Consider the following 21,931-nt stretch of genomic DNA (forward strand, 5'->3'; position numbering starts at 1 on the left):
CTTCACGTTGCCCGGTGAGCAGCCGAGCACTTCGGCGACCTGGCCCTCGCTCATGTCCTCCCAGTAGCGCAGGCGGGACCGGCCGCGGCGGCGAGCGCGTCGGCGGCGGCGGCCGTGCCGACGACGAGGGCGAGCAGGACGGACGCGGAGTACCCGGGGTCCCGGTCGAGCGCGGCGTCGACGGCCCCGGCGAGGGCCGGGGGCAGGGCGAGCGTGGTGGCGGCCTCGGCGGGCAGGGCGACGGCCAGCGCGAGGGTCCAGCCGGTGGGGCGGCGGGGCATGGGCGGACTCCCGTCGGGGGCGGGTGGAGGAAGGGGGAAAGGGCGGGCGCCGCTCCCGCCTGTCCGGACAGGCGGGAGCGGCGCCCGTGGGCCACCGCGTCAGAGGGTGGCCGACCGCCGTACGACTAGCTGATCGTGAAGATCAGGCACGTCAGGATGAGACAGGTGTACTGGCAGCCGCCGCCGTGGCCGGTCAGCTCGACGGACTCGGTCTCGGGCAGCTCCTGCAGGGCCGCGAGGTCGGTCTCGAAGTCCACCATGTTCTCCATGATGTGGGTCCTCCCCTGGTGTTCCGCCCGCCGCGATCTGCGGTGCGGGCGATCGGTGGTGCTCCCGCGGTGGCCTCCATCCACCGCCGCGGGTACCAACCCGGGCCATCGGGGCCCGGGAGTCTGTGAGGCCGGTCGGGGCGTGGGGCCCGGCCGGCCGGCCGGTCACCCCGGGCGGCCGGTCCGCAGGAAGGCGGCCAGCAGCTCGTGCAGCACGGCGCCGCCGTCCTCCGCCAGCACCTCGTGCCCGGCGCCGGCGGCCTCCACGTACCGGAAGTCGGTGCCCTCGGAGCGGCCGATCCGCAGCAGTTCGTGCCGCAGTGCACGCGACTGGCTCACCGGGACGACCTCGTCCCGGTCGCCGTGCACGACCAGCAGCGGCGCGGTGAGCCGGTGCGCCAGCTGGAGCACGTCGCGGGGGCCGCGGGCGTCCGCGATCGGTTCGCCGCCGCCCAGCCGGGTCGTCAACGCCCTCACCGGGGAAGCGGCTTCGGACAGCAGACGGGCACCGGACAGGAACGGCGCGACCACCGCGCAGCGTGCGACCTGCTCGGCGGGCGCGTGCGCCGCGGCCAGCAGGGCCAGGAACGCGCCGTAGCTGACGCCGAACAGGGCGGGCGGCTCCAGGCCGAGCGCGGCGCGCTGGCCCGCGAGGCCGTCCAGCAGGTACAGGACGTCGTCGAGGTCGGGGCCGCCCCAGGCGCCCCGGATGGCCATCGCGTGCGCCACCCCGTAACCGGTGGAACCGCGCTGGTTGGGGGCGACGACGGCGAGCCCCTCGGCCGCCATCCGCTGCAGGGCGGGGTCGAACTCCAGCCGCCAGGCGTCCGCCGGGCCGCCGTGCAGGGCGAGCACCAGGTGCGGGCTGCTCAGCCAGGAGTCGCCGCCGTACACCACGGCCTCCAGCGGGCCTGCCGGACCGGCGAGTTCGATGCTCTGGGCCGGGTGCCAGCGGCCGCCGTCGCCGGGCGGCGTGGAGCCGTCCAGCCGCCAACCGGCGGGCGCGGCAGGGGCGGTGCGTGCTCCGCCGGGCTGCCGTGGCAGGACGACGTCCCGCCACGGCCCGGGGAGGCCGGAACCCGGCAGGCCGGTGCCGAGCGGCGCCAGCTGCAGGGGCAGCGGCGCCGGTCCGGGCCCGGCGACGGCCGGGCCGTGGGCCAGCAGCGCGTCGACGTCCAGGGTGGCCAGCGCCGTCGGGTGGTCGGGGGAGGAGTACGGCATCCGCAGCCCCGCCTCCGACCAGTGGCCGGCCGCGCCGAGCCGCCCGGGCGGCACCGGCAGCGGGTCCAGCCGTCCGGCGACGGGCCGCCACAGGGCCAGCGCCGAGCCAGCGCCGTGGTCGATCTGGACCACCACCCGGACCCCCTCCGGTGCGGGCCGCAGCGCCACCGGCCGCAGGAGCATGCCGGACACGTGCAGGCACTCCGGGAACCGCAGGGGCCCGCCGCCGCCCAGCAGACCCCAGCCGAGCCGGTCGGTGCCGGGCGCGTCGCTGCGCACCATCGCGAAGCGGCTGTCCGGGTCGAACAGCACCAGCCGGTCGTTGCTGCGTTCGCCGATCTCCAGCAGCGGGGTGACGGTGCCGCTGCGCAGGTCCAGGACGACGGTGCGGACGACGCCCGCGGCGACCCGGTCGAGTGCCAGCAGGGTGCCGGCCCGGTCGAGCCAGACGCCGCCGCCGTGCAGCCCGGGGATCTCGGCGACCTGGCGGGGCTCGCTCCCGTCCGCGTGCACCAGCCAGACGGTGGTGGCCGGCCGGGTGTCGGTGCCCAGCGCCACGGCGACCGGGACGCGTGCGCCGTCCGCTGCTGGTGCGCCGTCCGGTGCGGGTGAGCCCGCGGCGGACGCCGGAAGCGGCAGCAGGCGCAGGCCGGGCCGTCTGAAGGCGGCCAGCCGGCGTTCGGTGGTGGCCGGTTCACCGCCCGGCCCGGCGGCGCCGAGCGCCACCAGTTCGTGCCGCTCACCGTCGTGCCGGCAGACCAGGACGGAGCCGTCCGGCAGCGAGATCAGCTGCGAGCGCAGGTTCTCGGACCGGTTGCCGGGCAGCGCGAGCGGGGTCGGTACGGCCGGGCCGGACGCCGGGAGGTGCCAACTCTCCGCGTACCAGCCGCCGTCGGCGGCGGACGCGAGGCAGGCGGCATGGCTGCCGTCGGCGGCGAAGGAGAAGCTGAGGCGGCGCAGGGCGTGCGTCGCGCTCCTGGTGGCCACGGTCATGTCGCCCTCGTTTCGCCTGCGGGGGGCGGCAGTTCCCCGGACCGGACCGGAGGCACCGGGTCCACCCAGAGCCGGGGGCCGCCGTGGCGCAGCCGCAGCAGGAAGGCGAGCGGGCCCGCCGTCCCGGTGCCGTACGCGGCGGAACAGCCGGTGCCGGTCTCGTCGGGAAGTACCAGCAGCCCGTTGCGCAGGGCGGACCTGGCGGTGATCAGCTGTGCCAACTCCTCGGCTCCCGCGCGGAATTCGGCGTCGCCGGTGAACCCGGCCAGGTCGAGCAGGTATTCGCCGTTCCCGGCCAGCCCGTGGCAGGCGGTGACGCCGCAGTGCCAGCGTTCGGCCAGTACGGCCCGTCCCGCGGCGAGGGCGAGTTCACGCGCGGTGGCGTCGCCGGTGACCTGCCAGAGCCGGAGCAGGAAGGTTCCCGCGCCCGAGGCGCCGCTGCACCAGTGGGCGAGCCTGACGTGCTCGGGGTCGCCGGCGTCCTGCGGCCACCAGGCGCACTCCCGCGTGCCGCCGGCGCTCTCCCGCCGCGCGGTGCGCGCGAGCGTACGCCCGGCCTCGACGGCGCCGGCGAGCAGTGCCTGGTCCCCGGTGGCCTCGCCGGCGGCCAGCAGGAACGCGCCGACTCCCGCCACCCCGTGGGCGAACCCGAGGTGGGTGATCCCGGCGAGCGCCGAGTCGAAGTCCTCCGGTACCGGCCAGACCGTGCCGTACGGCGAGGGCCGTGCGGCGGCCAGCAGGCCGTGCCCGCAGGCGGTGGCCCGGGCGAGGAACTCCCGGGCGGCGGCCGTTCCCCGGTCCTCGGCCGCGAAGCGCAGCTGGAGGTGGCCGGCACCGGCGGCGCCGTGGCAGACGTCGGGGTTGGGCCACTTGACGGCTATCCCGCGGGCCAGGGCGGCGGCGCGTCCGGCGAGCGCGTGGTCGCCCAGCGATCCGGCGGCGTCCAGCAGGGCCCAGGCGGTTCCCGAGCGGCCGAAGTGCAGCCCCGGCAGGACGACCGGCTCGGCGGCGCACCGGCGCTCGATCCACTTCACCGCGGTCCGCGCCGTCTCGCGGGCCTCGTCCCGCACTCCGGCCGGCAGTGCGCCGGTCACGGCCGCCCGGGCGAGCAGCGCCAGCACCCCGGCGGCGCCGTGCTGGACGTTGCAGGGGTCGGACCGCTGCCCGGCGGGGACGGCGGGCCAGAGCCGGTCGCGCCGCAGCGGGGTGGCGGTGGCGGCGAGGTGCCGCAGGCCGTCGTGCAGCACCCGGTCGACGATCGCCTCGCCGCTCCCCGTGGGCCGGGTTCCCACGGAGCTCGTCTGCGGCCCGCCGGCCGCGTCCGTGCGGCTGTCGTCCGGCCCTGCGGCCGTGTCCGTGCCGTCGCCGCCCGATCCGGCGGCCGTCGCCGTGGCCCCGCCCGCGAGGGCCTCCCGTACGCGGTGAAGCCGCCACCGCTGCTCCGGGGCCTCCGCGCGAAGCCCCAGGACCAGGGGCGCGAGCCGCCGCGCCGTGTCACCGCCGCGGGCGGCGAGCGCGAGCCAGCGGCCGAGGCGGTCGGCGACCGGGCGGGCGCACGGCAGGTCCTCGGGCAGCAACGGGTCGTGGCCGGTCGCGAGTAGGAAGAAGAGGCCGCCGAGGGCGTAGAGGTCTGCGGTCGGCTCGGCCGTGCAGACGCCGCCCGCGCCGCCCCCGGCCGGGCCGCCGTCCGACGGCGCGTCCTCGACCAGGGCGAGCCGCCCCGGCCCCTGCTCGGGGGCTCGGTAGCCCGGGGTGCCGGCCGAGCCGGCGCGGCGGCCCGCCTCGGCGGCCAGCTCCAGGTCCACCAGCCGCAGGGTGCCGTCGGGCTGCACCAGGACGTTCCCGGGGGAGAGGTCGCGGAGCACCAGGCCCAGCTCGTGCACCCGCTCGACCAGGTCGAGCAGGGCGTGCACCAGCGGTCCGGACTCGGCCCAGTCGACGTCGGGGCTGCCGTCGCGGCGCAGCCGGGCCGCGACCCAGCCCCCCAGCGGCTGCCCGGCGATTCGTTCCTGCACGAGGAACAGCGAGTCGTCCTGCTCGATCAGTTCGACCGGTCGCGGCGCCAGCCCCAGGCCCTCCAGCCGGGTCAGCAGCGCGGCCTCGTGCCGCAGCGCGGCCCGGGCGTCGGTGCCGGAGCGGTCCACCTCGATGTGTGCGCGGGCCTGCTTGACCACGACCTCCGCGCCGGCGTCGGTGTCCCGGCCGAGGAAGACGCCGCCCTTGGCGCTGTGCCGGATCGCGCCGGTGATCACGTACCGCCCGGCCAGCAGCACTCCGCCGGCCCCGCGCCGGGCCGCGGCCGGCTTGGCCGCCCCGGGCCCGCGGCGGTCGACGCCGGCTCCCCGGCCCTCGGGCCCCCGCCCCTCCGCCAGCGGGTCGCGCGCCCACGGCGGGCACCGGTACGTCGCCCCGCGCACGTCCTCGACCAGCTCGCCGTCAGGCCCGCGCAGCATCGACCGGTAGCCGCCGTCGTTGCCCAGCTCGGCGCGGGCCGCGAAGGCGCCGTACCGGTAGTGGACGCGGCTGCCGGGCCGGTACGGCCGGTCGGAGAGCACGACCGGGCCGGGCAGGCCGTCGGTGGCCCGGTGCAGGGCGGCGGCCAGCCGCCGGAACTGCTCCTCGCCCTCCGGGTAGACGGTGACGAACTTCCCTGCCGAACCCCGGTCGCTGTTGCGCGAGTTGAGCTCGTGCAGCTGCTCCGGCCCGGCGGCGAACTTGAACGCGCACGGGTCGTCGGCCAGCACCTCGGCGACGGCGGCGAGCACCGCGCCCCCCACGGCGGACGCCGCGCTGACGTGGATCTTCCAGCCCTCCCCGGCCAGTTCTCCCGCGGACGGCCTGGCCGTGCACCAGAAGCCCTCGGCGGTGACCTCCCAGTCGCCGCCGCCTCCCCGGCTCCCGGCGCCGGCCAGCGCCGTCCGTGTGACCTCCGGCCACGAGCCGGCCGCAGCCGGCCCGTCGCCCGCCGATCCCCTTCCCCCGGCCGTGCGAAGCGAGGTGCCCGTCCCCATCCGCTCTCACATCCCTTCGTCTCGGCCGGCGCCCGCCGGTGCCCACTGCTCCGGCACCCGGGCGCACGGCCACGGCCTGATCGGTTTCTCGGAGGTAACGGGAGTGCCGCCCCGGTCGCGTCCGCCGCGGACCTCGGCCGGGGCCCGGTCCGGACCCATCCCGGGGCCGGTGCGGACCCCGCCTGACCAGGGCCCGAGCTCCGGCGGAGCACCTTCCCGACCCGTACGGTCGGGGCAACTCCCGTTCGCAGAAGTGAAGTTACTTTCGGTTTCGGGGCGGACTCAACGCGTAGCGAGTCACTTCACTCGTAAGGGTGATCTGGGCACCGTTTCGAATTCGTGCGAGCCGCCCCCTGTGAGCGGCGGGCCCCGCGTACCCCGGCGGACGGGGCGCCCGAACGGCCCGTACGCCGTCGTCGCCCGCGCCCCGGGCGCCGTCCGAACGCGCTGAACCGCAGGTTGACGCGCACCTGTGCGCCCCGTCCCCCGCGCCGGGCACCTGCCCGTCCCCGCGCCGGGCACCCGCCGCCCCCGGGCAGGGCACCCCGCCGGCCCTGCGGCCCGCCCGGTCCCGGCGGGCCGGGCGGCCCGGGCGCCCCCGCGCGCACGGTAGTCTCGACAGGTGCCGAAACTGTCCGACGTCATTGCCGCGCTCGAAGAGGTCTACCCGCCCCAGTGGGCGGAGTCCTGGGACGCCGTCGGCCTGGTCTGCGGGGACCCTCAGGCCGAGGTCGGCCGCGTGCTCTTCGCCGTCGACCCCGTGCAGGCGGTCGTCGACGAGGCCGTCGAGTGGGGTGCCGACCTGGTGGTCACCCACCACCCCCTCTATCTGCGCGGCACCACCAGTGTCGCCGCGACCACCTTCAAGGGCCGGGTCGTGCACACGCTGATCCAGAGCGGCATCGCCCTGCACGTGGCGCACACCAACGCCGACCACGCCGACCCGGGCGTCTCGGACGCGCTGGCCGAGGCGGTCGGCGTCCGCGTGACCGGTCCGCTGGTGCCGGACCCGACCGACCCGCTGGGCCGACGCGGCGCAGGCCGGATCGGCCTGCTGGAGCCCCCGCTCACGCTCTCCGTCTTCGCCGCCCAGGTCGCCAGGGGCTTGCCGGCCACCGCCGCCGGCGTCCGGGTCTCCGGCGACCCGAACCGGCTGATCAGCCGCGTCGCGGTGTGCGGCGGTTCGGGCGACAGCATGTTCGCCGAGGTGCGGGCGGCCGGCGTCGACGCCTACCTCACCGCCGACCTGCGCCACCACCCGGCGTCCGAGGCCGCCGAGGCGGCGCCGGTCGCGCTGGTCGACGCGGCGCACTGGGCCACCGAGTGGCCCTGGCTCGCCCTGGCCGAGCGGGCGCTGCACGGCGCCGCCGAGAAGCGGGGCTGGGCCGTGGAGACCAAGGTCTCCCACAAGGTCACCGACCCGTGGACCGCGCACGCCCCCATGTCCTTCACCGCCTGACCCGATTCACAGGAGCTCTCCGCTTGAACGCCGCGCCCGCCGACCAGATCCGCCTGCTCGACCTCCAGGCCATCGACTCGAAGCTCGACCAGCTGGCCCACCGGCGTCGCAGCCTGCCCGAGCACGCCGAGATCGAGAAGGCCACCGCCGACCACACCGCGCTGAAGGACCTGGTCGTCGCCGCCCAGGCTCAGCAGGGCGACACCGCCCGCGAGCTGACCAAGGCCGAGCAGGACGTCGAGCAGGTCCGCGCCCGCTCCGCCCGCAACCAGCAGCGCCTGGACTCCGGCGCGATCACCTCGCCGAAGGACCTGGAGAACCTCCAGCACGAGATCGGCTCGCTGGCCAAGCGCCAGGGCGACCTCGAGGAGGTCGTGCTGGAGATCATGGAGCGGCTGGAGTCGGCCCAGACCCGGGTCACCGAGCTGACCGCGCGTCTGGAGCACTCCTCGGTCGTGCTCAAGGAGGCCGAGGCCCGCCGCGACGCCGCCTTCGCCGAGATCGACGGCGAGGCCGAGCGGGTCCGCCGCGAGCGCGAGACCGTCGCCGTCGTCATCCCGGCCGACCTGCTGAAGCTCTACACCCGCCTGCGCGACCAGCAGGGCGGCGTCGGCGCGGCCCGCCTGTTCCAGCGCCGCTGCGAGGGCTGCCGGGTCGAGTTCGCCGTCTCCGACCTGAACGCCATCAAGGCCGAGCCCAAGGACGCGGTCGTCCGCTGCGACAACTGCGGCCGCATCCTGGTGCGCACCGCGGAATCGGGCATCTGAGCCGGTGGCGGGGCGCAGGTTCATCGTCGAGGCGGACGGCGGCTCCCGGGGCAACCCGGGGCCGGCCGGCTACGGCGCGGTGGTCCGGGACGGTGACACCGGTCAGATCATCGCCGAGGCCGCCGAGTTCATCGGCCACGCCACCAACAACGTGGCCGAGTACAAGGGCCTGATCGCCGGCCTGAAGGCGGCCCGGGAGATCGACCCGGACGCCTCGGTGGACGTCCGGATGGACTCCAAGCTGGTGGTCGAGCAGATGTCCGGGCGCTGGAAGATCAAGCACCCCGACATGCAGCCGCTCGCCGCCGAGGCCCGTGGCGTCCTCCCGCGCGGCCAGGTCAAGTACACCTGGATCCCGCGCGAGCGGAACAAGGACGCCGACCGGCTCGCCAACGAGGCGATGGACGCGGGCAAGGCCGGGCGCCAGTGGGAGCCCAGGCCGCTGAAGGCCGCGTCGCCCGTCGTCGTGGAGCCGGCCGCCGAGCCGCCGCTGGAGAAGGCGGCGCCGAAGGCCGGCTGGGCGGCCGCCGCCGACCTCGGGACGCCGACCACCTTCGTGCTGCTGCGCCACGGCGAGACCCACCTCACCCCGGAGAAGCGCTTCTCGGGCAGCGGCGGCAGCGACCCGGAGCTCTCCGAGAAGGGCCGCTGGCAGGCCGAGCGGGCCGCCGAGGCGCTGGCCGCGCGCGGCTCCGTCCAGGCCGTGGTCAGCTCGCCGATGCGCCGCACCCGGGAGACCGCGGAGATCGTCGCCGCCCGCCTGGGCCTGGAGGTCCGGTACGAGGAGGGGCTGCGCGAGGTCGACTTCGGCGCCTGGGAGGGCCTCACCTTCGCCGAGGTCCAGCAGCACTACCCGGACGACCTGAACGCCTGGCTCGGCTCGCCCAGGGCCAAGCCGACCGGCAGCGGCGAGAGCTTCACCACCCTCACCCACCGGGCCGGGGTCGCCCGCGACAAGATCCTCGCCCGCCACCCGGGGAAGACCGTGCTGGTCGTCTCGCACGTCAGCCCGATCAAGACGCTGGTCCGGCTCGCCCTCGGCGCCCCGCCGGACTCGCTCTACAGGATGGAGCTGTCCGCCGCCTCGCTCTGTGCCGTCCAGTACTACGCGGACGGCAACGCCTCGGTGCGGCTGCTCAACGACACCGGGCACCTGCGCTGACCCTGCCGACGCAACGGCGGCGGGCTCCCCACGGAGCCCGCCGCCGTTCGCACACCGGAACCCCGCCGGTCAGTGGATCTCGGTGACCACCACGTCCAGCTGCCACGGCTTGCGGGCGGTGCCCTCGGCCGCGACCTCCACCCGGTGGCCCAGCCCGAGCAGCGCGTCCACCAGCTCGCCGGGCGTCTTCGGCTCGGCGCCCGCCACCAGCAGGTCGCGCACCAGTCGGCCCTTGGTCGCCTTGTTGAAGTGGCTCACCACGGTGCGCCTGCCGTTCCGCTCCTGGAGCACCCGTACGGTCGCCGTCCGGGACACCACCTCGCCGGCCGGCTTCCACGCCGCCGCGTACGCGGAGCTGCGCAGGTCCAGGACCAGCCCGTCCGCCACCTCCGGCAGCACGGACGCCGTCGCGCCCCGCCAGTACGCGCCGAGCGCCCCCAGCCCGGGGAGTTTCACGCCCATCGAGCAGCGGTAGGGCGGAATCCGGTCGCCGATCCGCACCGCACCCCAGAGCCCCGAGAAGACCAGCAGCGAACGCGCGGCCCGGTCGTACGCCGCCTCGTCCAGCGTGGCCAGCCCGAGGTTGTCGAACAGCACCCCGGTGTACACCTCGCCGGCCGGCAGCGCGCCCGCCGTCGGCAGCGCGGCGTTGCGCGCGATCTCGCCCCGCAGGCCGGGGCTCAGTCCGAGCACCCCGGCCGCCGTGTCCTCGTCCCCCCGGCAGAGCCCGACCAGCGTCTCCAGGACCTGCTCCCGCGCCGCCGTCAGCCCGGGCAGCGACAGCCCGTCGAGCGCCACCGGCACCCCGTCCCCGGACGCGGCCTTGCCCTCCGAGGGCGGCAACAGCACCAGCACAGCGGACTCCTCAACAGTTTGTGGCGGACGATCCCCGCCACCCTACGCAAAACCACCCCGCCCCCGGAGACCCGGTCCGGCCGGTGAACGGCCGGGGCCTACTCCCCGCGCCGGGCCCCGCCGGCCGCCGCGACCACGGCGGCCCCGGTGCCGAGGGCCAGGCAGAGCGGCGAGTAGTACCGGGTGTCCAGTCGCCGGAACCGCTCCGAGCGCGGCACCAGGCCCCCGCCGAACATCGCCAGCCCGCCCGCGCCCCGCGCCAGCATCACCCCGGCGACCGCCCGGACCCCCTGCCGCCGCACCCACGCCGGCCCGGCCTTCGGCAGCACGCCGGCCTCCGCGCCCACCAGGTACGCCGCCGAACCGAGCAGCCCGGCCACCGCCACGCACGCGGCCGCCGGCGGCACCCCGTCACCGGTGCCGACCACCGTGTCCGCGAACTCCTCCGGCGTCCGCAACGGCCACGGCGTCACCGCCCACACCGCGTGCAGCGCCCCCGTCGCCGCCAGCACCCCGGCCACCGCCGCCCCCGCGACCTTCACCGCACCCATCGCCGAACCCCCTCCGCAGAACACCGGTTCTTGTCCCGCCACGCTACGACCCCCTTACGCGTCCCGTCCCACCGCCGTACCCGTCGGTGCCGCCCCGCCCGCCGGGCCCCCGTTAAAGCGCTGGTCACCGCGGGCCCGGTCGCTCTACCGTCGACGTGAAGAGGAGAGTGACGCGATGACCCTGCGACCCCTGGACCTGGTCCCCGGCGACGACGACGCCGTGGAGGAGTCCCTGCCCGTCCGCCTGCCCGCCGGCCTTCCGGCCGAGACCAGGCGGGCGCTGGAGTTCGCACTGGAGGCGGCCGCGCAGGCGGTGCTGGCCGGCCGGGTGCGGGTCACCGGGGCACCGGACGAGGACGACCGCGCCGAGCTGGCCTTCGACGTGCGCCAGTCCGAGCTCCCCGACGCCCTCGCCGAGCCCGCCCGGCACCCCGCCCGGGCCGCCGCCGGGCCCGGCCGTGCCGAGCGCCGCGCCGCCATGGTGGGCCGGATCCGCGAGGCCAACGCGGAGACGCTGGAGAGGCTGAAGGACCTGTGAACGCGGCGGGGGGAACGAACGACGTCGAGTACCTCGACCTGGAGGACGTCACCTACCTCGCCGGCGGCCCGGAGAACATCCGCGACCTGGGCGCGCTGCTCTCCGCACTGGGCCGCCCGCAGGCGAGCCTGTTCGGCGGGGACGCCTACCCGGACCTCTGGACCAAGGCCGCCGCGCTCGGCCAGAGCCTCGCCCGCAACCACCCGCTGGTCGACCGGAACAAGCGCACCGCCTTCGAGGCGATGCTGCTCTTCCTCGACTACAACGACGAGCCCTACCGCGACCCGCACCCGGACGACGCGGTCGCCTTCATGCTCCGCCTGGCCACCGGCGGCTACGACGAGTCCGTCGCCCTCGCGGCCAAGGACCTCAGGTCCCTCCTGGGCCGCTGAGCACTCCCGGAGCACGGCCCGGCCACCGGCGCGCCCGGTGGCCGGGTCCGTCCGGAATCACCCGATTCGCCCTACGCTGCCTCCATGCCACGCCGAAAACTGCGCGTCAAGGCCGCCGACTCCGCCCGGATCAACGCTGAACTGGCCGAGCTGCGCGCCCGCCTGGAGATCCACACCGAGTGGCCCGACCCGGTCCTCGCGGAGGCGGAGGAGGCCGCCCGCACGCCCCGGCTGCCGGAGTACGACGCGACCGGGCTGCCGCTCTTCACCGTCGACCCGCCCGGCTCCCGGGACCTCGACCAGGCCATGCACCTGGCCCACCGCCCGGGCGGCGGCTACCGGGTGCACTACGCGATCGCCGACGTCGCGGCCTTCGTCCGGCCCGGCGGGCTGATCGACGCCGAGGCCCGGCGCCGCGTCCAGACCCTCTACTTCCCGGACCACCGCGTCCCGCTGCACCCGGCCCGGCTCTCCGAGGACGCGGCCAGCCTCCTGCCGGGCGAGACCCGCCCCGCCCTGCTCTGGCAGCTCGACCTGGACGCGGACGGCGCCGTCGTCCTCGCGGACCTGCGACGCGCCCTCGTCCGCTCGCACCGCCGGCTCGACTACGCCGCCGTCCAGCGCGCCGTCGACGCGGGTGGCGCCGACGAGCAGCCCGCCCTCCTCGCCACCGTCGGCCGGCTGCGCGAGGAGCAGGAACGGGCCCGCGGCGGGATCAGCCTGCCCGTCCCCGAGCAGGAGATCGAGGAGACCCTGCACGGCTACGTCCTCGGCTACCGCGCACCCGCCCCCGCTGACGGCTGGAACGCCCAGATCTCGCTGCTCACCGGCATGGCCGCGGCCGAGCTGATGCTGGACGCCGGCGTCGGACTGCTGCGCACCCTGCCCGCCGCCACGCCGGAGGCGTACCAGCGGCTGCGCCGCACCGCCCGCGCGCTGGACGTCGACTGGCCCGACGGCCTGCCGTACCCGGAGCTGGTCCGCTCGCTGGACCCGGACGTCCCGCTGAACGCTGCGTTCCTCAACGAGTGCACCGGCCTGCTGCGCGGCGCCGGCTACCACGCCTTCGACACGGCGCAGGGCCTGCCCGTCCCGGCGGATCCGGCGCACGCCGCGCTGGCCGCACCGTACGCGCACTGCACCGCGCCGCTGCGCCGGCTGGGCGACCGCTTCGCCCAGGAGGTCTGCGCGGCCGTCGCCGCCGGCGAGTCGGTGCCCGACTGGGCCCGGGAGGCGCTGCCCGCCGTGCCGTCCCTGATGGCGGGCGGGGACCGCCGCTCGGCCGAGGTCGAGCGGGCCTGCGTGGACCTGGTGGAGGCCGAGCTGCTGGCGGGCCGGGAGGGGGAGGACTTCCCGGCGCTGGTGATCGACGTGGACGAGCAGCGGCCCGCCCGCGGCACCGTCCAGCTGCGCGAGCCGGCCGTCCGGGCCCGCTGCGAACGCCCCGACGACGCGTCGGGAGCCGGCCGCGGCCTGCCGCTCGGCGGGGAGGTCCTCGCGCGGCTGACGGTCGCCGACCCGGCCACCCGGACGGTCCGCTTCACCGCCCGCTGACCCCGCCCCCGGTGGGAGGATCGTCCCGTGGCCGAACCGAACCCCCGCAGGACGCCCCCGGGCGAGCACCCCGCCGCGCCGTCCGCCCCGCCCGGCCGGCGCCGCCGGCTGCTGGTCCTGGCGATCTGCTGCCTGAGCCTGTTCATCGTCGGGCTCGACAACACGGTGGTGAACATCGCCCTCCCGGCGATCCAGAAGGACCTCGACGCCCCCGCCTCCGGACTGCAGTGGATCATCGACGCCTACACCCTGGTGCTGGCCTCGCTGCTGATGCTGTTCGGCTCGGTGGCCGACCGCTTCGGCCGCCGTCGGGTGTTCCAGACCGGCCTGCTGCTCTTCGTGCTCGGCTCGCTGCTCTGCAGCCTGGCGCCCAGCCTGGAGTGGCTGGTGGCGTTCCGCGCGCTGCAGGCGGTCGGTGGCTCGATGCTCAACCCGGTGGCGATGTCGATCATCACCAACACCTTCACCGATCCGAGGGAACGGGCCCGGGCGATCGGCGTCTGGGGCGGCGTGGTCGGCATCTCGATGGCGCTGGGCCCGCTGCTCGGCGGCTTCCTGGTGGACGGCGCCGGCTGGCCCTCGATCTTCCTGATCAACGTCCCCGTCGGACTGCTCGCCTGCGTGCTGACCGCCCGGTACGTCCCCGAGTCCCGCGCGCCGCGGGCCCGCCGGCTGGACCCGGTGGGCCAGCTGCTGATGGTGGCACTGCTCGGCTGCGGCACCGCCGCGATCATCGAGGGCCCCGAACACGGCTGGACGTCCCCGCTGATCCTGGCCCTCGCCGCGACCGCGCTCGCCGCGCTGACGGCCTTCCCGCTCTGGGAGCGGAGGGTCGCCGAGCCGCTGGTCGACCCGCGGTTCTTCCGCAGCGCCCCGTTCACCGGTGCCACCGTGACGGCGGTCTGCGCCTTCGCGGCGCTCGGCGGCTTCCTCTTCCTCAACACGCTCTACCTCCAGGACGTCCGCCACTACAGCCCGGTCGAGGCGGGCCTGTGGACGCTGCCGATGGCCGGGATGATGCTGGTCTGCGCGCCGGTCTCCGGCCGGATCGTCGGCAGCCGGGGCCCGCGCGGCCCGCTGGTCGCGGCCGGGCTCGGCCTCGCCGCCAGCGGCCTGCTGCTCACCCGGCTGGCCGCGGACTCCCCGGCGGCCCTGCTGCTGGCCGCGTACGGGCTGTTCGGCTTCGGCTTCGGCATGGTGAACGCGCCGATCACCAACACCGCCGTCTCGGGCATGCCGCGGGCCCAGGCCGGCGTGGCGGCGGCGGTCGCCTCGACCAGCCGTCAGGTCGGGCAGTCGCTCGGCGTCGCGGTGATCGGCACCGTGGTCACCTCGGCGGTGGTCGGCCCGCTCGTCACCGGCTTCGCCCCGGCCAGTCACGCCGGCTGGTGGATCGTGACCGGCCTCGGCGTCGCCATCCTCGTCCTCGGCCTGGTCACCACGACCGCCTGGGCCACCGGCACCGCCACCCGGGTGGCCGCCCGCCTCGGCGGCGAGGCACCCGTCGTCAGGCCCGCCGTACGGGAGGCCCCGCCCGAGCGGCTACCATGACCACTACGGCGGAAGAGTCGGCCGGGCGGTCGCGACGGGTCCTCAGGGCCCGCCGAGGAACGTCCGGGCTCCACAGAGCAGGGTGGTGGGTAACGCCCACCCGGGGTGACCCGCGGGACAGTGCCACAGAAAACAGACCGCCCGCAGCTTCGGCAGCGGGTAAGGGTGAAACGGTGGTGTAAGAGACCACCAGCGACCGGGGTGACCCGGCCGGCTAGGTAAACCCCACCTGGAGCAAGGTCAAGATCGGTGCCCTCGGGCGCCGTGCGCGGATGACCGAGGGCTGCTCGCCCGAGTCCGCGGGTAGACCGCACGAGGCTGTCGGCAACGGCAGCCCTAGATGGATGGCCGCCTCCCCGGGCCGCGCAAGCACCCCGGGAGACAGAACCCGGCGTACAGGCCGACTCTTCCGTCCTCAGGCGTGGTGAAGGCCCGTCGGACCGCTCAGCGGTCCGGCGGGCCTTTCGCCGTCCGTCCTCGGACGGGGCACCGCCCGCGGCTCAGGACGGGTGGGCGCCGACCGCGTCGCGGATCTGTTCGCCGAGGCCGCCGTTGACGCGGGCGCAGTTGGCGCAGCAGAAGAACCGGCCCGCCACCTCCACGCCGTGGCCCACGATCCGGACCTGGCACTGTTCGCAGCGCGGCGCGAGCTTCTCCATCGCGCACTCGAAGCTGTCGAAGGTGTACACGTCGCCGGTGATGGTCTTGATCTCGAAGGCGAGCCAGTAGTCGTTGCCGCAGGTGACGCAGATGGCCATGGTGGCCGTCTCCCTTCCGGTGGGGGCTGAACGGCCGGTCTGGCGCTCAGCCCTTCCCAGTGTCGGAGCGGCCCCCGGCACCGGCCACTCGGCCGCACCCGCCCGGGAGGCCCGGAAGCACGGGGGCCCGGAAGCACGGGGGTGCGGAAGCATCGGGGCCCGGACGCACCGGCGGCTCACCTGGACCGGAGCCTCAGGTGGACCGGAGCCTCAGGCGGACCGGGACGACAGCTCCTCCAGTGCCCGGACCGCCCGGTCGGCCTCCTCGGCCCCGACGAACAGGTGGTCGTGGTGGAAGCCGGCCACCACGTTGCAGCTGATCCCCTCCTCGGCCAGCCGGCCCGCCACGGCGGCGGTCAGGCCGACGGCTTCCAGCGCCGAGTGGATCTTCAGCGTGATCCAGGCCGCCACGTACTCGTAGCGCAGGCCGAGTGCGTCCGCCTCCTCCTGCGCCACCACCACCGTCACCCCCTCGGGCTCGGCGACCGTGACCACCGGCCGCATCCCGGCGGGCACCTTCGCGGGCAGCGTGCAGTAGACGTACCGCCCCGGGTTGAGCTGCGGGCGCATTCCGCGCAGGAGGGTCGCAAGGTCTCGTTCACCGGCCATGCCCGCCACCGTAGCGGCTGGGCCCCTGCCGCACGGGGTGCCGGCCGACGACCGGTCGGCCGTGTCGGAAACCGTTGACGAGCGACAGTCACCGATATATCGTCGAGTTATCGAGACAGTTACTCGACTGTCCGAACGACTGATGGACGAACGAATGCAGGAGGTGGGCGCGATGCGCTCGGGACGACGATTTCGTGAGGAGGGCCCGCGCGGCGGACGGCGCCGCGGGCCGGGCCCGGAGTTCGGGGGGACGCCCGGGGAGGGCTTCGAGGGCCGGGGGGCGTTCGGCCCCTTCGGGCCGCCGCCGTTCGGGCCCGGTCGCCCGATGGGCGGGCCGTTCGGCGGCTTCGGCGGGCACGGGGGCCGCGGGCACGGCGGTCCGCGCGGCCGTCGCGGCGGGCGGGCGCGGCGCGGGGACGTGCGCGCGTCGCTGCTGGCGCTGCTCAAGGAGCGGCCGATGCACGGCTACGAGATGATCGCGGAGATCGCCGAGCGGACGGGCGGGGCCTGGCGGCCGAGCCCCGGCTCGATCTACCCGAACCTCCAGCTGCTGGAGGAGGAGGGCCTGATCACCGCGGAGGAGGTCGGCGGCAAGCGGCTGGTCTCGCTCACCGAGGCCGGCCGGGCGGAGGCCGAGGCGGGGGCCGCCGAGCCGTGGGCGGAGGCCGGCCGTGAGGTCGACTGGGAGGCCGTCCAGGAGGTCGGCCAGGCGCTCGGCGCGGTCGACCACGCGATCCGGCAGGTCATGACGACGGGCACGGAGGCGCAGCGAGCCAAGGGGCTGGCGGTGCTCAACGAGGCCCGCAAGAAGCTGTACCTGATCCTCGCCGAGGATGCGTAGCGGTCGGCGGGGGGCTGTCGGCGGACGGTGCCGCTGCTCAGGAGCGGATGGCGAACAGTGCCACGCACGCGAGCAGCAGCACCGTCCAGCCGAGCCAGAGCCAGGGGTTCGGGCCGATCGCCGCGCTGTAGGCGCTGACCATCACCAGCAGCCCCGCGGTGACCGCGGCCACCTGCCGGTTGTGGTGCATCGCCGTCCGGGACCTCGTCCGCGGGTGGTGCCGTGCCGTCCTCGCCATGGCCGTTCTCCCTGGATCGGGCCCCCGGGACGCGCTGTCGTCACCCCGGGGAGCGGCCGTCACCCGGAGGCGCGGGCGCTGGCCGCCTCGTCGTACTCGTAGCGCCAGTACCAGCTGACACCCCGCTGCTGCTTGGACCGGACGTACACCAGTGTGCGCGCGGGGGTCTCACCGTGCGCGGGGACCGGCACCTTGTAGGTCTTGGGCACGCCGTACATGGGCCCCAGCGGGATCGGCAGGATCCGGCCGTCCAGGGGGCCGCCGACGAATTCGGTCTCCGCGCTCTTCACCTCACCAGGGTCTCACCCCGCCGGGTCCTCCCGTCGCCGCAGGTGGCCGTTGGGTGGCCTCCCGATGTCCGGGGGGTGAACGGCGGTCCGGGGCGGTCCGGAGGAGGGGTTGTGACGCGCAGGTGCCGGGAGTGTGACCGGAGAGGCACCGCCCCCGGTCATCCGAGGGCCCCGCGCACCCTTATCCTTCCTGTTACGCCCTCGGGGTTCACCCGGGTCAGCGGGCCCCGTACGGGCCGGGCAAGGCGCACGTCGGTGTGCCTGCCGGGCCACCGAGCCGCAGCGTCCGTGCTGCCGTGACTCCGTACCGTGACCCGGGCGTCGGCCGTCCGGCAACCCCGGCTCCGGCCGGCTGGGCGCGGACGGCAGGGCCGAGCACCATCCCGGGAAGCAGGCGGGGGGTGCTGTGCGTTGCGTCGGAGTAGGACGTCGAGTGCTGTGTCACACCAGGCACGGCAGTGCGCGGAGAGGGGCCCGATGGAATCCGGCAGCAGGTGGACGACCTGGTGGCAGAAGCGTGATCGTCAGCGGGCCCGGTCGGCCGACGCGGACAGTCCCGCCGCCAGACTGGATCAGCTGCTCGGCGCCGTGCGCGCCGGTTTCCCGCTCGCGCCCGCCGCGCACCCGGCCGGGTACCGGTGTTCCTGTGACCGGGTCGCGTGTCCGGCCCCGGCCCAGCACCCGGTGTCCTTCGCGTGGCAGACCCAGGCGACCACCGACCCCGAGCAGGTCGGCCGCTGGCTCTCCCGCGACCCCCAGGCCAACTTCATCACCGCCACCGGCCGCGCCCACGACGTGCTGGACGTGCCCGCCGAGGCCGGCCGGCTGGCCCTTGAGCGGCTCACCGCGCTGGGCGTGGAGGGTCCGGTGGCCGCCGTCGGCGAGGACCGCTACCTGTTCTTCACCGCCACCCGGGGCACCCCGGTGGACGAGGACGAGTGGTGGCCGAGCGCCCTCGACTCCACCCCGGACACCATGTCCGAGCACCCCGGACTGCGCTGGCACTGCCGGGGCTCGTACACCCTGCTGCCGCCGGCCGCGCTGCCGGACGGCTCCGAGGTGCGCTGGCTGCGCGGGCCCGAGCAGCCCCTGCCGGACCCGCTGCGCGTCCTGGACGTGCTGACCGACGCCTGCACCGAGGTGGGCGCGGTCGCCGAGGAGCAGTGGCTGATCGGCTGACCGCGCCGTCCGTCCCGCCGGGCTACGGCAGGGTGAGGATCTCCGCGCCGTCGGCCGTGACGACGAGGGTGTGCTCGAACTGGGCGGTGCGCTTGCGGTCCTTGGTCACGACCGTCCAGCCGTCGGCCCAGATCTCGTAGTCGTAGGTGCCCAGGGTCAGCATCGGCTCGATGGTGAAGGTCATCCCGGGCTTGATCACCTCGGTGGCCCGCTCGCTGTCGTAGTGCGGGATGATCAGGCCGGAGTGGAACGACGTGTTGATGCCGTGCCCGGTGAAGTCCCGCACCACGCCGTAGCCGAAGCGCTTCGCGTAGGACTCGATGACCCGGCCGATGACGTTGACCTGGCGGCCGGGCTTGACCGCCTTGATGGCCCGGTTGAGCGACTCGCGGGTCCGTTCGACCAGCAGCCGCGACTCCTCGTCCACGTCGCCGCAGAGGTAGGTGGCGTTGAGGTCGCCGTGCACCCCGTGGATGTAGGCGGTGGCGTCGATGTTGACGATGTCGCCGTCCTGCAGCACGGTCGAGTCCGGGATGCCGTGGCAGATCACCTCGTTGACCGAGGTGCAGATCGACTTCGGGAAGCCCCGGTAGCCGAGGTCGGACGGGTAGGCGCCGTGGTCGCACATGTACTCGTGGGCGACGACGTCCAGGGCGTCCGTGGTGACGCCGGGCGCGATCAGCTTCGCGGCCTCCGCCATCGCCTGTGCGGCGATCCGGCTCGCGATCCGCATCTTCTCGATCGTCTCGGCGGTCTGCACCTCGGGCCCGGTGTACGGCGCCGGCGCGGGCCGTCCGACGTACTCGGGGCGCGCGATGTGCGCCGGGACCTTGCGGGTGGGGGACTGGATGCCGGGTACGAGAGCCATGGCCGCGAGTCTATCCGCCGGTCCTGCCCCGGCCCGGGGCGTGCGGGGCGCCCCCGGCCGGGGAATGATCGGTACGACCTGCCACGCCGAACGGGAGTGACCGCCATGCCCCTGGGATTCCACCGCAAGCCGACCGGCAAGCCCGGTGAGTGGTTCTACTGCATCAAGCACGCCAAGGTGGAGGAGGGCCCCGAGTGCCCCGCCAAGGACCGCCTCGGCCCGTACGCCACCCGCGAGGAGGCCGCCCACGCGCTCCAACTCGCCGACGAGCGCAACCGCGAGTGGAAGAACGACCCCCGCTGGGGCGACCGGCCGGCGGACGATCAGGCCGAGTAGCCGTCAGCGACCGCGGGGGCCCAGGTACTTCGCGCTGGTGAGCGGGGCGAGCACCCGCCAGCCGAGCGCGGTGTACAGCGCGTGGCCGTCCGGGGTCCCGGCGAGGACGCCGGTCTGGGCGCCCTGCTCGGCCGCCGCGGTGGCGAGCGCGCGCATGACCAGACTGCCGAGGCCCCTGCGGCGGTGCCCGGGGTCGGTCTCGATCTGGTCGACGACGGCGGTCGGGCCGAGGGGGACGGTCTGGCCGCGGGCCGCCAGTGCGCCGGAGGCGTCGGTGACCATGGCGCGGACCACGCCGCCGCGGGTCCAGGTGCGCAGGCGGTAGCCGTCAGGCGCGGTCAGCCGGTGCGCGGGGGAGGGGGCCAGCGGGACGGTCATCAGGTAGCCGGGTTCGTCGTCGATCCACCAGTCGGGCCCGAGCCAGGGGGAGACGACCGCCGGGTCCGCGAAGACCTTGAGCCAGGTGCCCTCGGCGCGGACGGCGCCGGCGACCTTGCGGACGTCGGCCTCGCGCACGGCGTCACCGGTGGCGTCGAAGACGTGCCGGGTGACGTGGCCGCCGACGCCGACGTCGATGGTGTACCCCCACGGTTCGACGACGGGCGGCGCGGCCAGCCGCGACACGATCCACCCGTCGACCCAGCTGCGGACGACGTTCTCCGTCGTGGTCTCCAGCACGGCCACCCCTTCGCCCGGACGATCTGAACGAGGGAAGAGTAATAGGCCCATGGCCACTCTGTCACTTACTTTTGGGTGGCGGGTGCCGCGGCCTCCGTCTTCGCGGCCTCCACCGCGGCCCGATCCGCCTCCGCCCGGTCCGCCGCGGCGCGCTCGTGCTCGGCGCGGACGGCGGCCGCGTGCGGGTCGGTGCGGTCGTCGTAGGCGAGCAGGGCGGGCAGTGCGGCGACCAGGGCCAGCACGCCGGCCACGCAGGCGACGCCGCCGACCCACACCGAGGCCCGGACGCCGACCAGCCCGGCCATCCCGCCGGCCCGGACCTGGCCGAGCTGCGGGCCGAGCGAGTAGCTGAGCAGCTCCACGCCGGCCATCCGCCCGCGGACCTCGTCCGGGATGGACTGGTTCCACATCGTGGAGCGGGCGATGCCGCTGATCTGGTCGGCGCCGCCGGCCAGTGCCAGACAGAGCAGGACGGCCCAGACGGAGGCGGTGAGGCCGGCCAGGGCCATCGCCGCGCCCCAGCCGAGGGCGGCGGCCACCAGCATCCGGCCCAGCCGGTGGACCCGGGAGGCCCAGCCGCTGGTCACCGAGACCGCCAGGGCGCCGACCGCCGAGGCGGAGTACATCAGGCCGAGCGCCCAGTCGGCGTCCAGCTCCGAGGCGAGGAAGGGGAAGACCGCCACCGGGAAGGCGAACAGCATCGCGACCAGGTCGACGGCGTACGTCCCCAGCAGGTCCTTGCGGCTCGAGGCGTACCGCACACCGGTCAGGACGGCTTGGACGGACGGCTTGTCGGCGCCGGTGGGCGGCGGCACGGCGCGGATCCGGGCGAGCAGCACCAGCGAGGCGGCGAAGGTGAGCACGTCCAGCGCGTACGCGGTCTGTACCCCGGCGAACGCCACGACGACCCCGGCCAGAGCCGGTCCGGCCACCGAACCGGCGTTGCGGTAGAGGGAGTTGAGTGCGAACGCGGCGGTCAGCTGGTCGTGCGGGACGATCCGCGGGGTGAGCGAGTCCAGCGCCGGGCGTTGCAGGCCGTCGGCGGCGGCGACCAGCGCGGCCACCAGGTAGACCGGCCAGAGCACCGGCGTCGGCAGCAGCGCGTTGAGCAGCAGGACGCCGCTGAGCAGTCCGAGTGCGGCCTCCGAGAACAGCACCAGCCTGCGGCGGTCCAGCGCGTCGGCGAGGGCGCCGCCCCAGAGGCCGAAGACGACGAGCGGCACCAGCTCGAAGGCGCCGACCAGGCCGACCGCGACGGAGGAGCCGGTGAGCTCCTTGATCTGCAGCGGCACGGCGACGTACGTCAGAAAGCTGCCGAGGCTGGTGACACAGCCCGAGAGCCAGAGGAGCCGGAAGTCCCGCGAGGAGCGCCAGGGCGTCAGGTCGGGGCGCAGCGAGCGCAGCAGCGTCTGCAGCCGGCCGCTCGGGGGTGGTTCGGCGTCGTTCACGAAGCACCATCCTCGGCGGGCCGTTCACGCCCCCGCAACCGGTTTTCGGCGCAGCCCGGCAGCCCGGCAGCGCGGCTCGGCG

At 75.6% G+C, this 21,931-nt stretch carries 23 protein-coding genes and 1 other RNA gene; 11 read left to right on the forward strand and 13 right to left on the reverse strand.

The features are described from left to right. Positions 1-50 precede the first annotated feature (50 nt). The 4 genes from J5Y04_RS35230 to lanL all read right to left on the reverse strand — a co-directional run bounded on the left by J5Y04_RS35230 (position 51) and on the right by lanL (position 5,775). Entirely contained in the window at positions 51-281 is a 231-nt protein-coding gene (locus J5Y04_RS35230; protein WP_209416611.1) for a hypothetical protein, read from the reverse strand. A gap of 125 nt (positions 282-406) precedes the next feature. Then, a complete protein-coding gene (locus J5Y04_RS35235; protein WP_153882823.1) occupies positions 407-550 on the reverse strand; it encodes a VenA family class IV lanthipeptide in 144 nt (47 codons plus the stop codon). Between the two features lie 165 nt (positions 551-715). Then, positions 716-2,764: an alpha/beta fold hydrolase gene (locus J5Y04_RS35240; protein ID WP_209416612.1), complete on the reverse strand. Its 2,049-nt coding sequence runs from the start codon at positions 2,762-2,764 to the stop codon at positions 716-718. Further along, positions 2,761-5,775: a class IV lanthionine synthetase LanL gene (gene lanL, locus J5Y04_RS35245; RefSeq protein WP_209416613.1), complete on the reverse strand. Its 3,015-nt coding sequence runs from the start codon at positions 5,773-5,775 to the stop codon at positions 2,761-2,763. The genes J5Y04_RS35240 and lanL overlap by 4 nt, the downstream gene beginning before the upstream one ends. Positions 5,776-6,397: 622 nt before the next feature. Here lanL and J5Y04_RS35250 point away from each other — a divergent pair. From J5Y04_RS35250 to J5Y04_RS35260, 3 genes are read left to right on the forward strand one after another with little or no spacing between them, the layout of a single operon-like run. Beyond that, a complete protein-coding gene (locus J5Y04_RS35250) occupies positions 6,398-7,234 on the forward strand; it encodes a Nif3-like dinuclear metal center hexameric protein (protein WP_209416614.1) in 837 nt (278 codons plus the stop codon). Positions 7,235-7,257: 23 nt separating this feature from the next. Continuing rightward, the gene (locus J5Y04_RS35255) at positions 7,258-8,001 is read left to right on the forward strand and encodes a zinc ribbon domain-containing protein (RefSeq protein WP_209416615.1); all 744 of its coding nucleotides are present in this window, start codon (positions 7,258-7,260) and stop codon (positions 7,999-8,001) included. A 4-nt stretch (positions 8,002-8,005) separates the two neighbouring features. After that, positions 8,006-9,163: a bifunctional RNase H/acid phosphatase gene (locus tag J5Y04_RS35260; RefSeq protein ID WP_209416616.1), complete on the forward strand. Its 1,158-nt coding sequence runs from the start codon at positions 8,006-8,008 to the stop codon at positions 9,161-9,163. A 69-nt stretch (positions 9,164-9,232) separates the two neighbouring features. On the opposite strand, the gene yaaA is transcribed toward J5Y04_RS35260, so the two are convergent. Beyond that, complete coding sequence (gene yaaA, locus J5Y04_RS35265) at positions 9,233-10,018, reverse strand: peroxide stress protein YaaA (protein WP_209416617.1); 786 nt, start codon at positions 10,016-10,018, stop codon at positions 9,233-9,235. Between the two features lie 98 nt (positions 10,019-10,116). Next, positions 10,117-10,611: a DUF3995 domain-containing protein gene (locus J5Y04_RS35270; protein ID WP_209416618.1), complete on the reverse strand. Its 495-nt coding sequence runs from the start codon at positions 10,609-10,611 to the stop codon at positions 10,117-10,119. Between the two features lie 133 nt (positions 10,612-10,744). Here J5Y04_RS35270 and J5Y04_RS35275 point away from each other — a divergent pair, with 133 nt between their 5' ends. The 5 genes from J5Y04_RS35275 to rnpB all read left to right on the forward strand — a co-directional run bounded on the left by J5Y04_RS35275 (position 10,745) and on the right by rnpB (position 15,016). Further along, complete coding sequence (locus J5Y04_RS35275) at positions 10,745-11,107, forward strand: hypothetical protein (RefSeq protein ID WP_209416619.1); 363 nt, start codon at positions 10,745-10,747, stop codon at positions 11,105-11,107. After that, complete coding sequence (locus tag J5Y04_RS35280; protein WP_307853462.1) at positions 11,104-11,499, forward strand: type II toxin-antitoxin system death-on-curing family toxin; 396 nt, start codon at positions 11,104-11,106, stop codon at positions 11,497-11,499. Before J5Y04_RS35275 ends, J5Y04_RS35280 begins: the two co-directional genes overlap by 4 nt. Before the next feature lie 84 nt (positions 11,500-11,583). After that, positions 11,584-13,053 carry an RNB domain-containing ribonuclease gene (locus J5Y04_RS35285; RefSeq protein WP_209416620.1) on the forward strand — a complete coding sequence of 490 codons (1,470 nt, stop codon included), beginning with the start codon at positions 11,584-11,586 and terminating at the stop codon, positions 13,051-13,053. A 108-nt stretch (positions 13,054-13,161) separates the two neighbouring features. After that, a complete protein-coding gene (locus J5Y04_RS35290; protein ID WP_245206116.1) occupies positions 13,162-14,604 on the forward strand; it encodes an MFS transporter in 1,443 nt (480 codons plus the stop codon). Positions 14,605-14,617: 13 nt separating this feature from the next. Then, an RNA gene (gene rnpB / locus J5Y04_RS35295) (RNase P RNA component class A) lies at positions 14,618-15,016 on the forward strand. 88 nt (positions 15,017-15,104) lie between these two features. Here the strand turns inward: rnpB and J5Y04_RS35300 are convergent. Both J5Y04_RS35300 and J5Y04_RS35305 read right to left on the reverse strand, forming a co-directional pair. Continuing rightward, positions 15,105-15,362, reverse strand: coding sequence for a Prokaryotic metallothionein (locus tag J5Y04_RS35300; protein ID WP_209416622.1), 258 nt, complete (start codon positions 15,360-15,362; stop codon positions 15,105-15,107). A gap of 210 nt (positions 15,363-15,572) precedes the next feature. Continuing rightward, positions 15,573-15,971, reverse strand: coding sequence for an ACT domain-containing protein (locus J5Y04_RS35305; protein ID WP_209416623.1), 399 nt, complete (start codon positions 15,969-15,971; stop codon positions 15,573-15,575). A gap of 172 nt (positions 15,972-16,143) precedes the next feature. Between J5Y04_RS35305 and J5Y04_RS35310 the strand changes: the two genes are divergently transcribed. Next, positions 16,144-16,812: a PadR family transcriptional regulator gene (locus J5Y04_RS35310; RefSeq protein ID WP_209416669.1), complete on the forward strand. Its 669-nt coding sequence runs from the start codon at positions 16,144-16,146 to the stop codon at positions 16,810-16,812. A gap of 37 nt (positions 16,813-16,849) precedes the next feature. Here the strand turns inward: J5Y04_RS35310 and J5Y04_RS35315 are convergent, their stop codons facing one another. Beyond that, entirely contained in the window at positions 16,850-17,050 is a 201-nt protein-coding gene (locus J5Y04_RS35315) for a hypothetical protein (RefSeq protein WP_209416677.1), read from the reverse strand. Between the two features lie 59 nt (positions 17,051-17,109). Then, entirely contained in the window at positions 17,110-17,340 is a 231-nt protein-coding gene (locus J5Y04_RS35320) for a hypothetical protein (protein WP_209416624.1), read from the reverse strand. Positions 17,341-17,817: 477 nt separating this feature from the next. Here J5Y04_RS35320 and J5Y04_RS35325 point away from each other — a divergent pair, with 477 nt between their 5' ends. Next, the gene (locus tag J5Y04_RS35325) at positions 17,818-18,519 is read left to right on the forward strand and encodes a bifunctional DNA primase/polymerase (RefSeq protein WP_209416625.1); all 702 of its coding nucleotides are present in this window, start codon (positions 17,818-17,820) and stop codon (positions 18,517-18,519) included. A gap of 22 nt (positions 18,520-18,541) precedes the next feature. On the opposite strand, the gene map is transcribed toward J5Y04_RS35325, so the two are convergent. After that, on the reverse strand, positions 18,542-19,387 hold the full coding sequence (map, locus tag J5Y04_RS35330) for a type I methionyl aminopeptidase (RefSeq protein WP_209416626.1): 846 nt from the start codon (positions 19,385-19,387) through the stop codon (positions 18,542-18,544). Between the two features lie 105 nt (positions 19,388-19,492). On the opposite strand from map, the gene J5Y04_RS35335 reads away from it, so the two are divergent. Then, complete coding sequence (locus J5Y04_RS35335) at positions 19,493-19,723, forward strand: hypothetical protein (RefSeq protein WP_148645388.1); 231 nt, start codon at positions 19,493-19,495, stop codon at positions 19,721-19,723. Between the two features lie 3 nt (positions 19,724-19,726). Here the strand turns inward: J5Y04_RS35335 and J5Y04_RS35340 are convergent, their stop codons facing one another. Both J5Y04_RS35340 and J5Y04_RS35345 read right to left on the reverse strand, forming a co-directional pair. Beyond that, positions 19,727-20,401, reverse strand: coding sequence for a GNAT family N-acetyltransferase (locus tag J5Y04_RS35340; protein ID WP_241002805.1), 675 nt, complete (start codon positions 20,399-20,401; stop codon positions 19,727-19,729). A 65-nt stretch (positions 20,402-20,466) separates the two neighbouring features. Continuing rightward, a complete protein-coding gene (locus tag J5Y04_RS35345; protein WP_374106177.1) occupies positions 20,467-21,849 on the reverse strand; it encodes an MFS transporter in 1,383 nt (460 codons plus the stop codon). Positions 21,850-21,931: the final 82 nt, after the last annotated feature.

This window comes from Kitasatospora sp. RG8 (assembly GCF_017813315.1).
Lineage (GTDB): Bacteria > Actinomycetota > Actinomycetes > Streptomycetales > Streptomycetaceae > Kitasatospora.

What these genes read in the sequence shown, in the direction of transcription:
- J5Y04_RS35310 (WP_209416669.1), top strand. Translation starts at nt 16,144, where the DNA reads ATGCGCTCGGGACGACGATTTCGTGAGGAGGGCCCGCGCGGCGGACGG.
- J5Y04_RS35230 (WP_209416611.1), bottom strand. Translation starts at nt 281, where the DNA reads ATGCCCCGCCGCCCCACCGGCTGGACCCTCGCGCTGGCCGTCGCCCTG.
- J5Y04_RS35335 (WP_148645388.1), top strand. Translation starts at nt 19,493, where the DNA reads ATGCCCCTGGGATTCCACCGCAAGCCGACCGGCAAGCCCGGTGAGTGG.
- map (WP_209416626.1), bottom strand. Translation starts at nt 19,387, where the DNA reads ATGGCTCTCGTACCCGGCATCCAGTCCCCCACCCGCAAGGTCCCGGCG.
- J5Y04_RS35240 (WP_209416612.1), bottom strand. Translation starts at nt 2,764, where the DNA reads ATGACCGTGGCCACCAGGAGCGCGACGCACGCCCTGCGCCGCCTCAGC.
- J5Y04_RS35305 (WP_209416623.1), bottom strand. Translation starts at nt 15,971, where the DNA reads ATGGCCGGTGAACGAGACCTTGCGACCCTCCTGCGCGGAATGCGCCCG.
- lanL (WP_209416613.1), bottom strand. Translation starts at nt 5,775, where the DNA reads ATGGGGACGGGCACCTCGCTTCGCACGGCCGGGGGAAGGGGATCGGCG.
- J5Y04_RS35300 (WP_209416622.1), bottom strand. Translation starts at nt 15,362, where the DNA reads ATGGCCATCTGCGTCACCTGCGGCAACGACTACTGGCTCGCCTTCGAG.
- J5Y04_RS35285 (WP_209416620.1), top strand. Translation starts at nt 11,584, where the DNA reads ATGCCACGCCGAAAACTGCGCGTCAAGGCCGCCGACTCCGCCCGGATC.
- J5Y04_RS35325 (WP_209416625.1), top strand. Translation starts at nt 17,818, where the DNA reads ATGGAATCCGGCAGCAGGTGGACGACCTGGTGGCAGAAGCGTGATCGT.
- J5Y04_RS35275 (WP_209416619.1), top strand. Translation starts at nt 10,745, where the DNA reads ATGACCCTGCGACCCCTGGACCTGGTCCCCGGCGACGACGACGCCGTG.
- J5Y04_RS35315 (WP_209416677.1), bottom strand. Translation starts at nt 17,050, where the DNA reads ATGGCGAGGACGGCACGGCACCACCCGCGGACGAGGTCCCGGACGGCG.
- J5Y04_RS35235 (WP_153882823.1), bottom strand. Translation starts at nt 550, where the DNA reads ATGGAGAACATGGTGGACTTCGAGACCGACCTCGCGGCCCTGCAGGAG.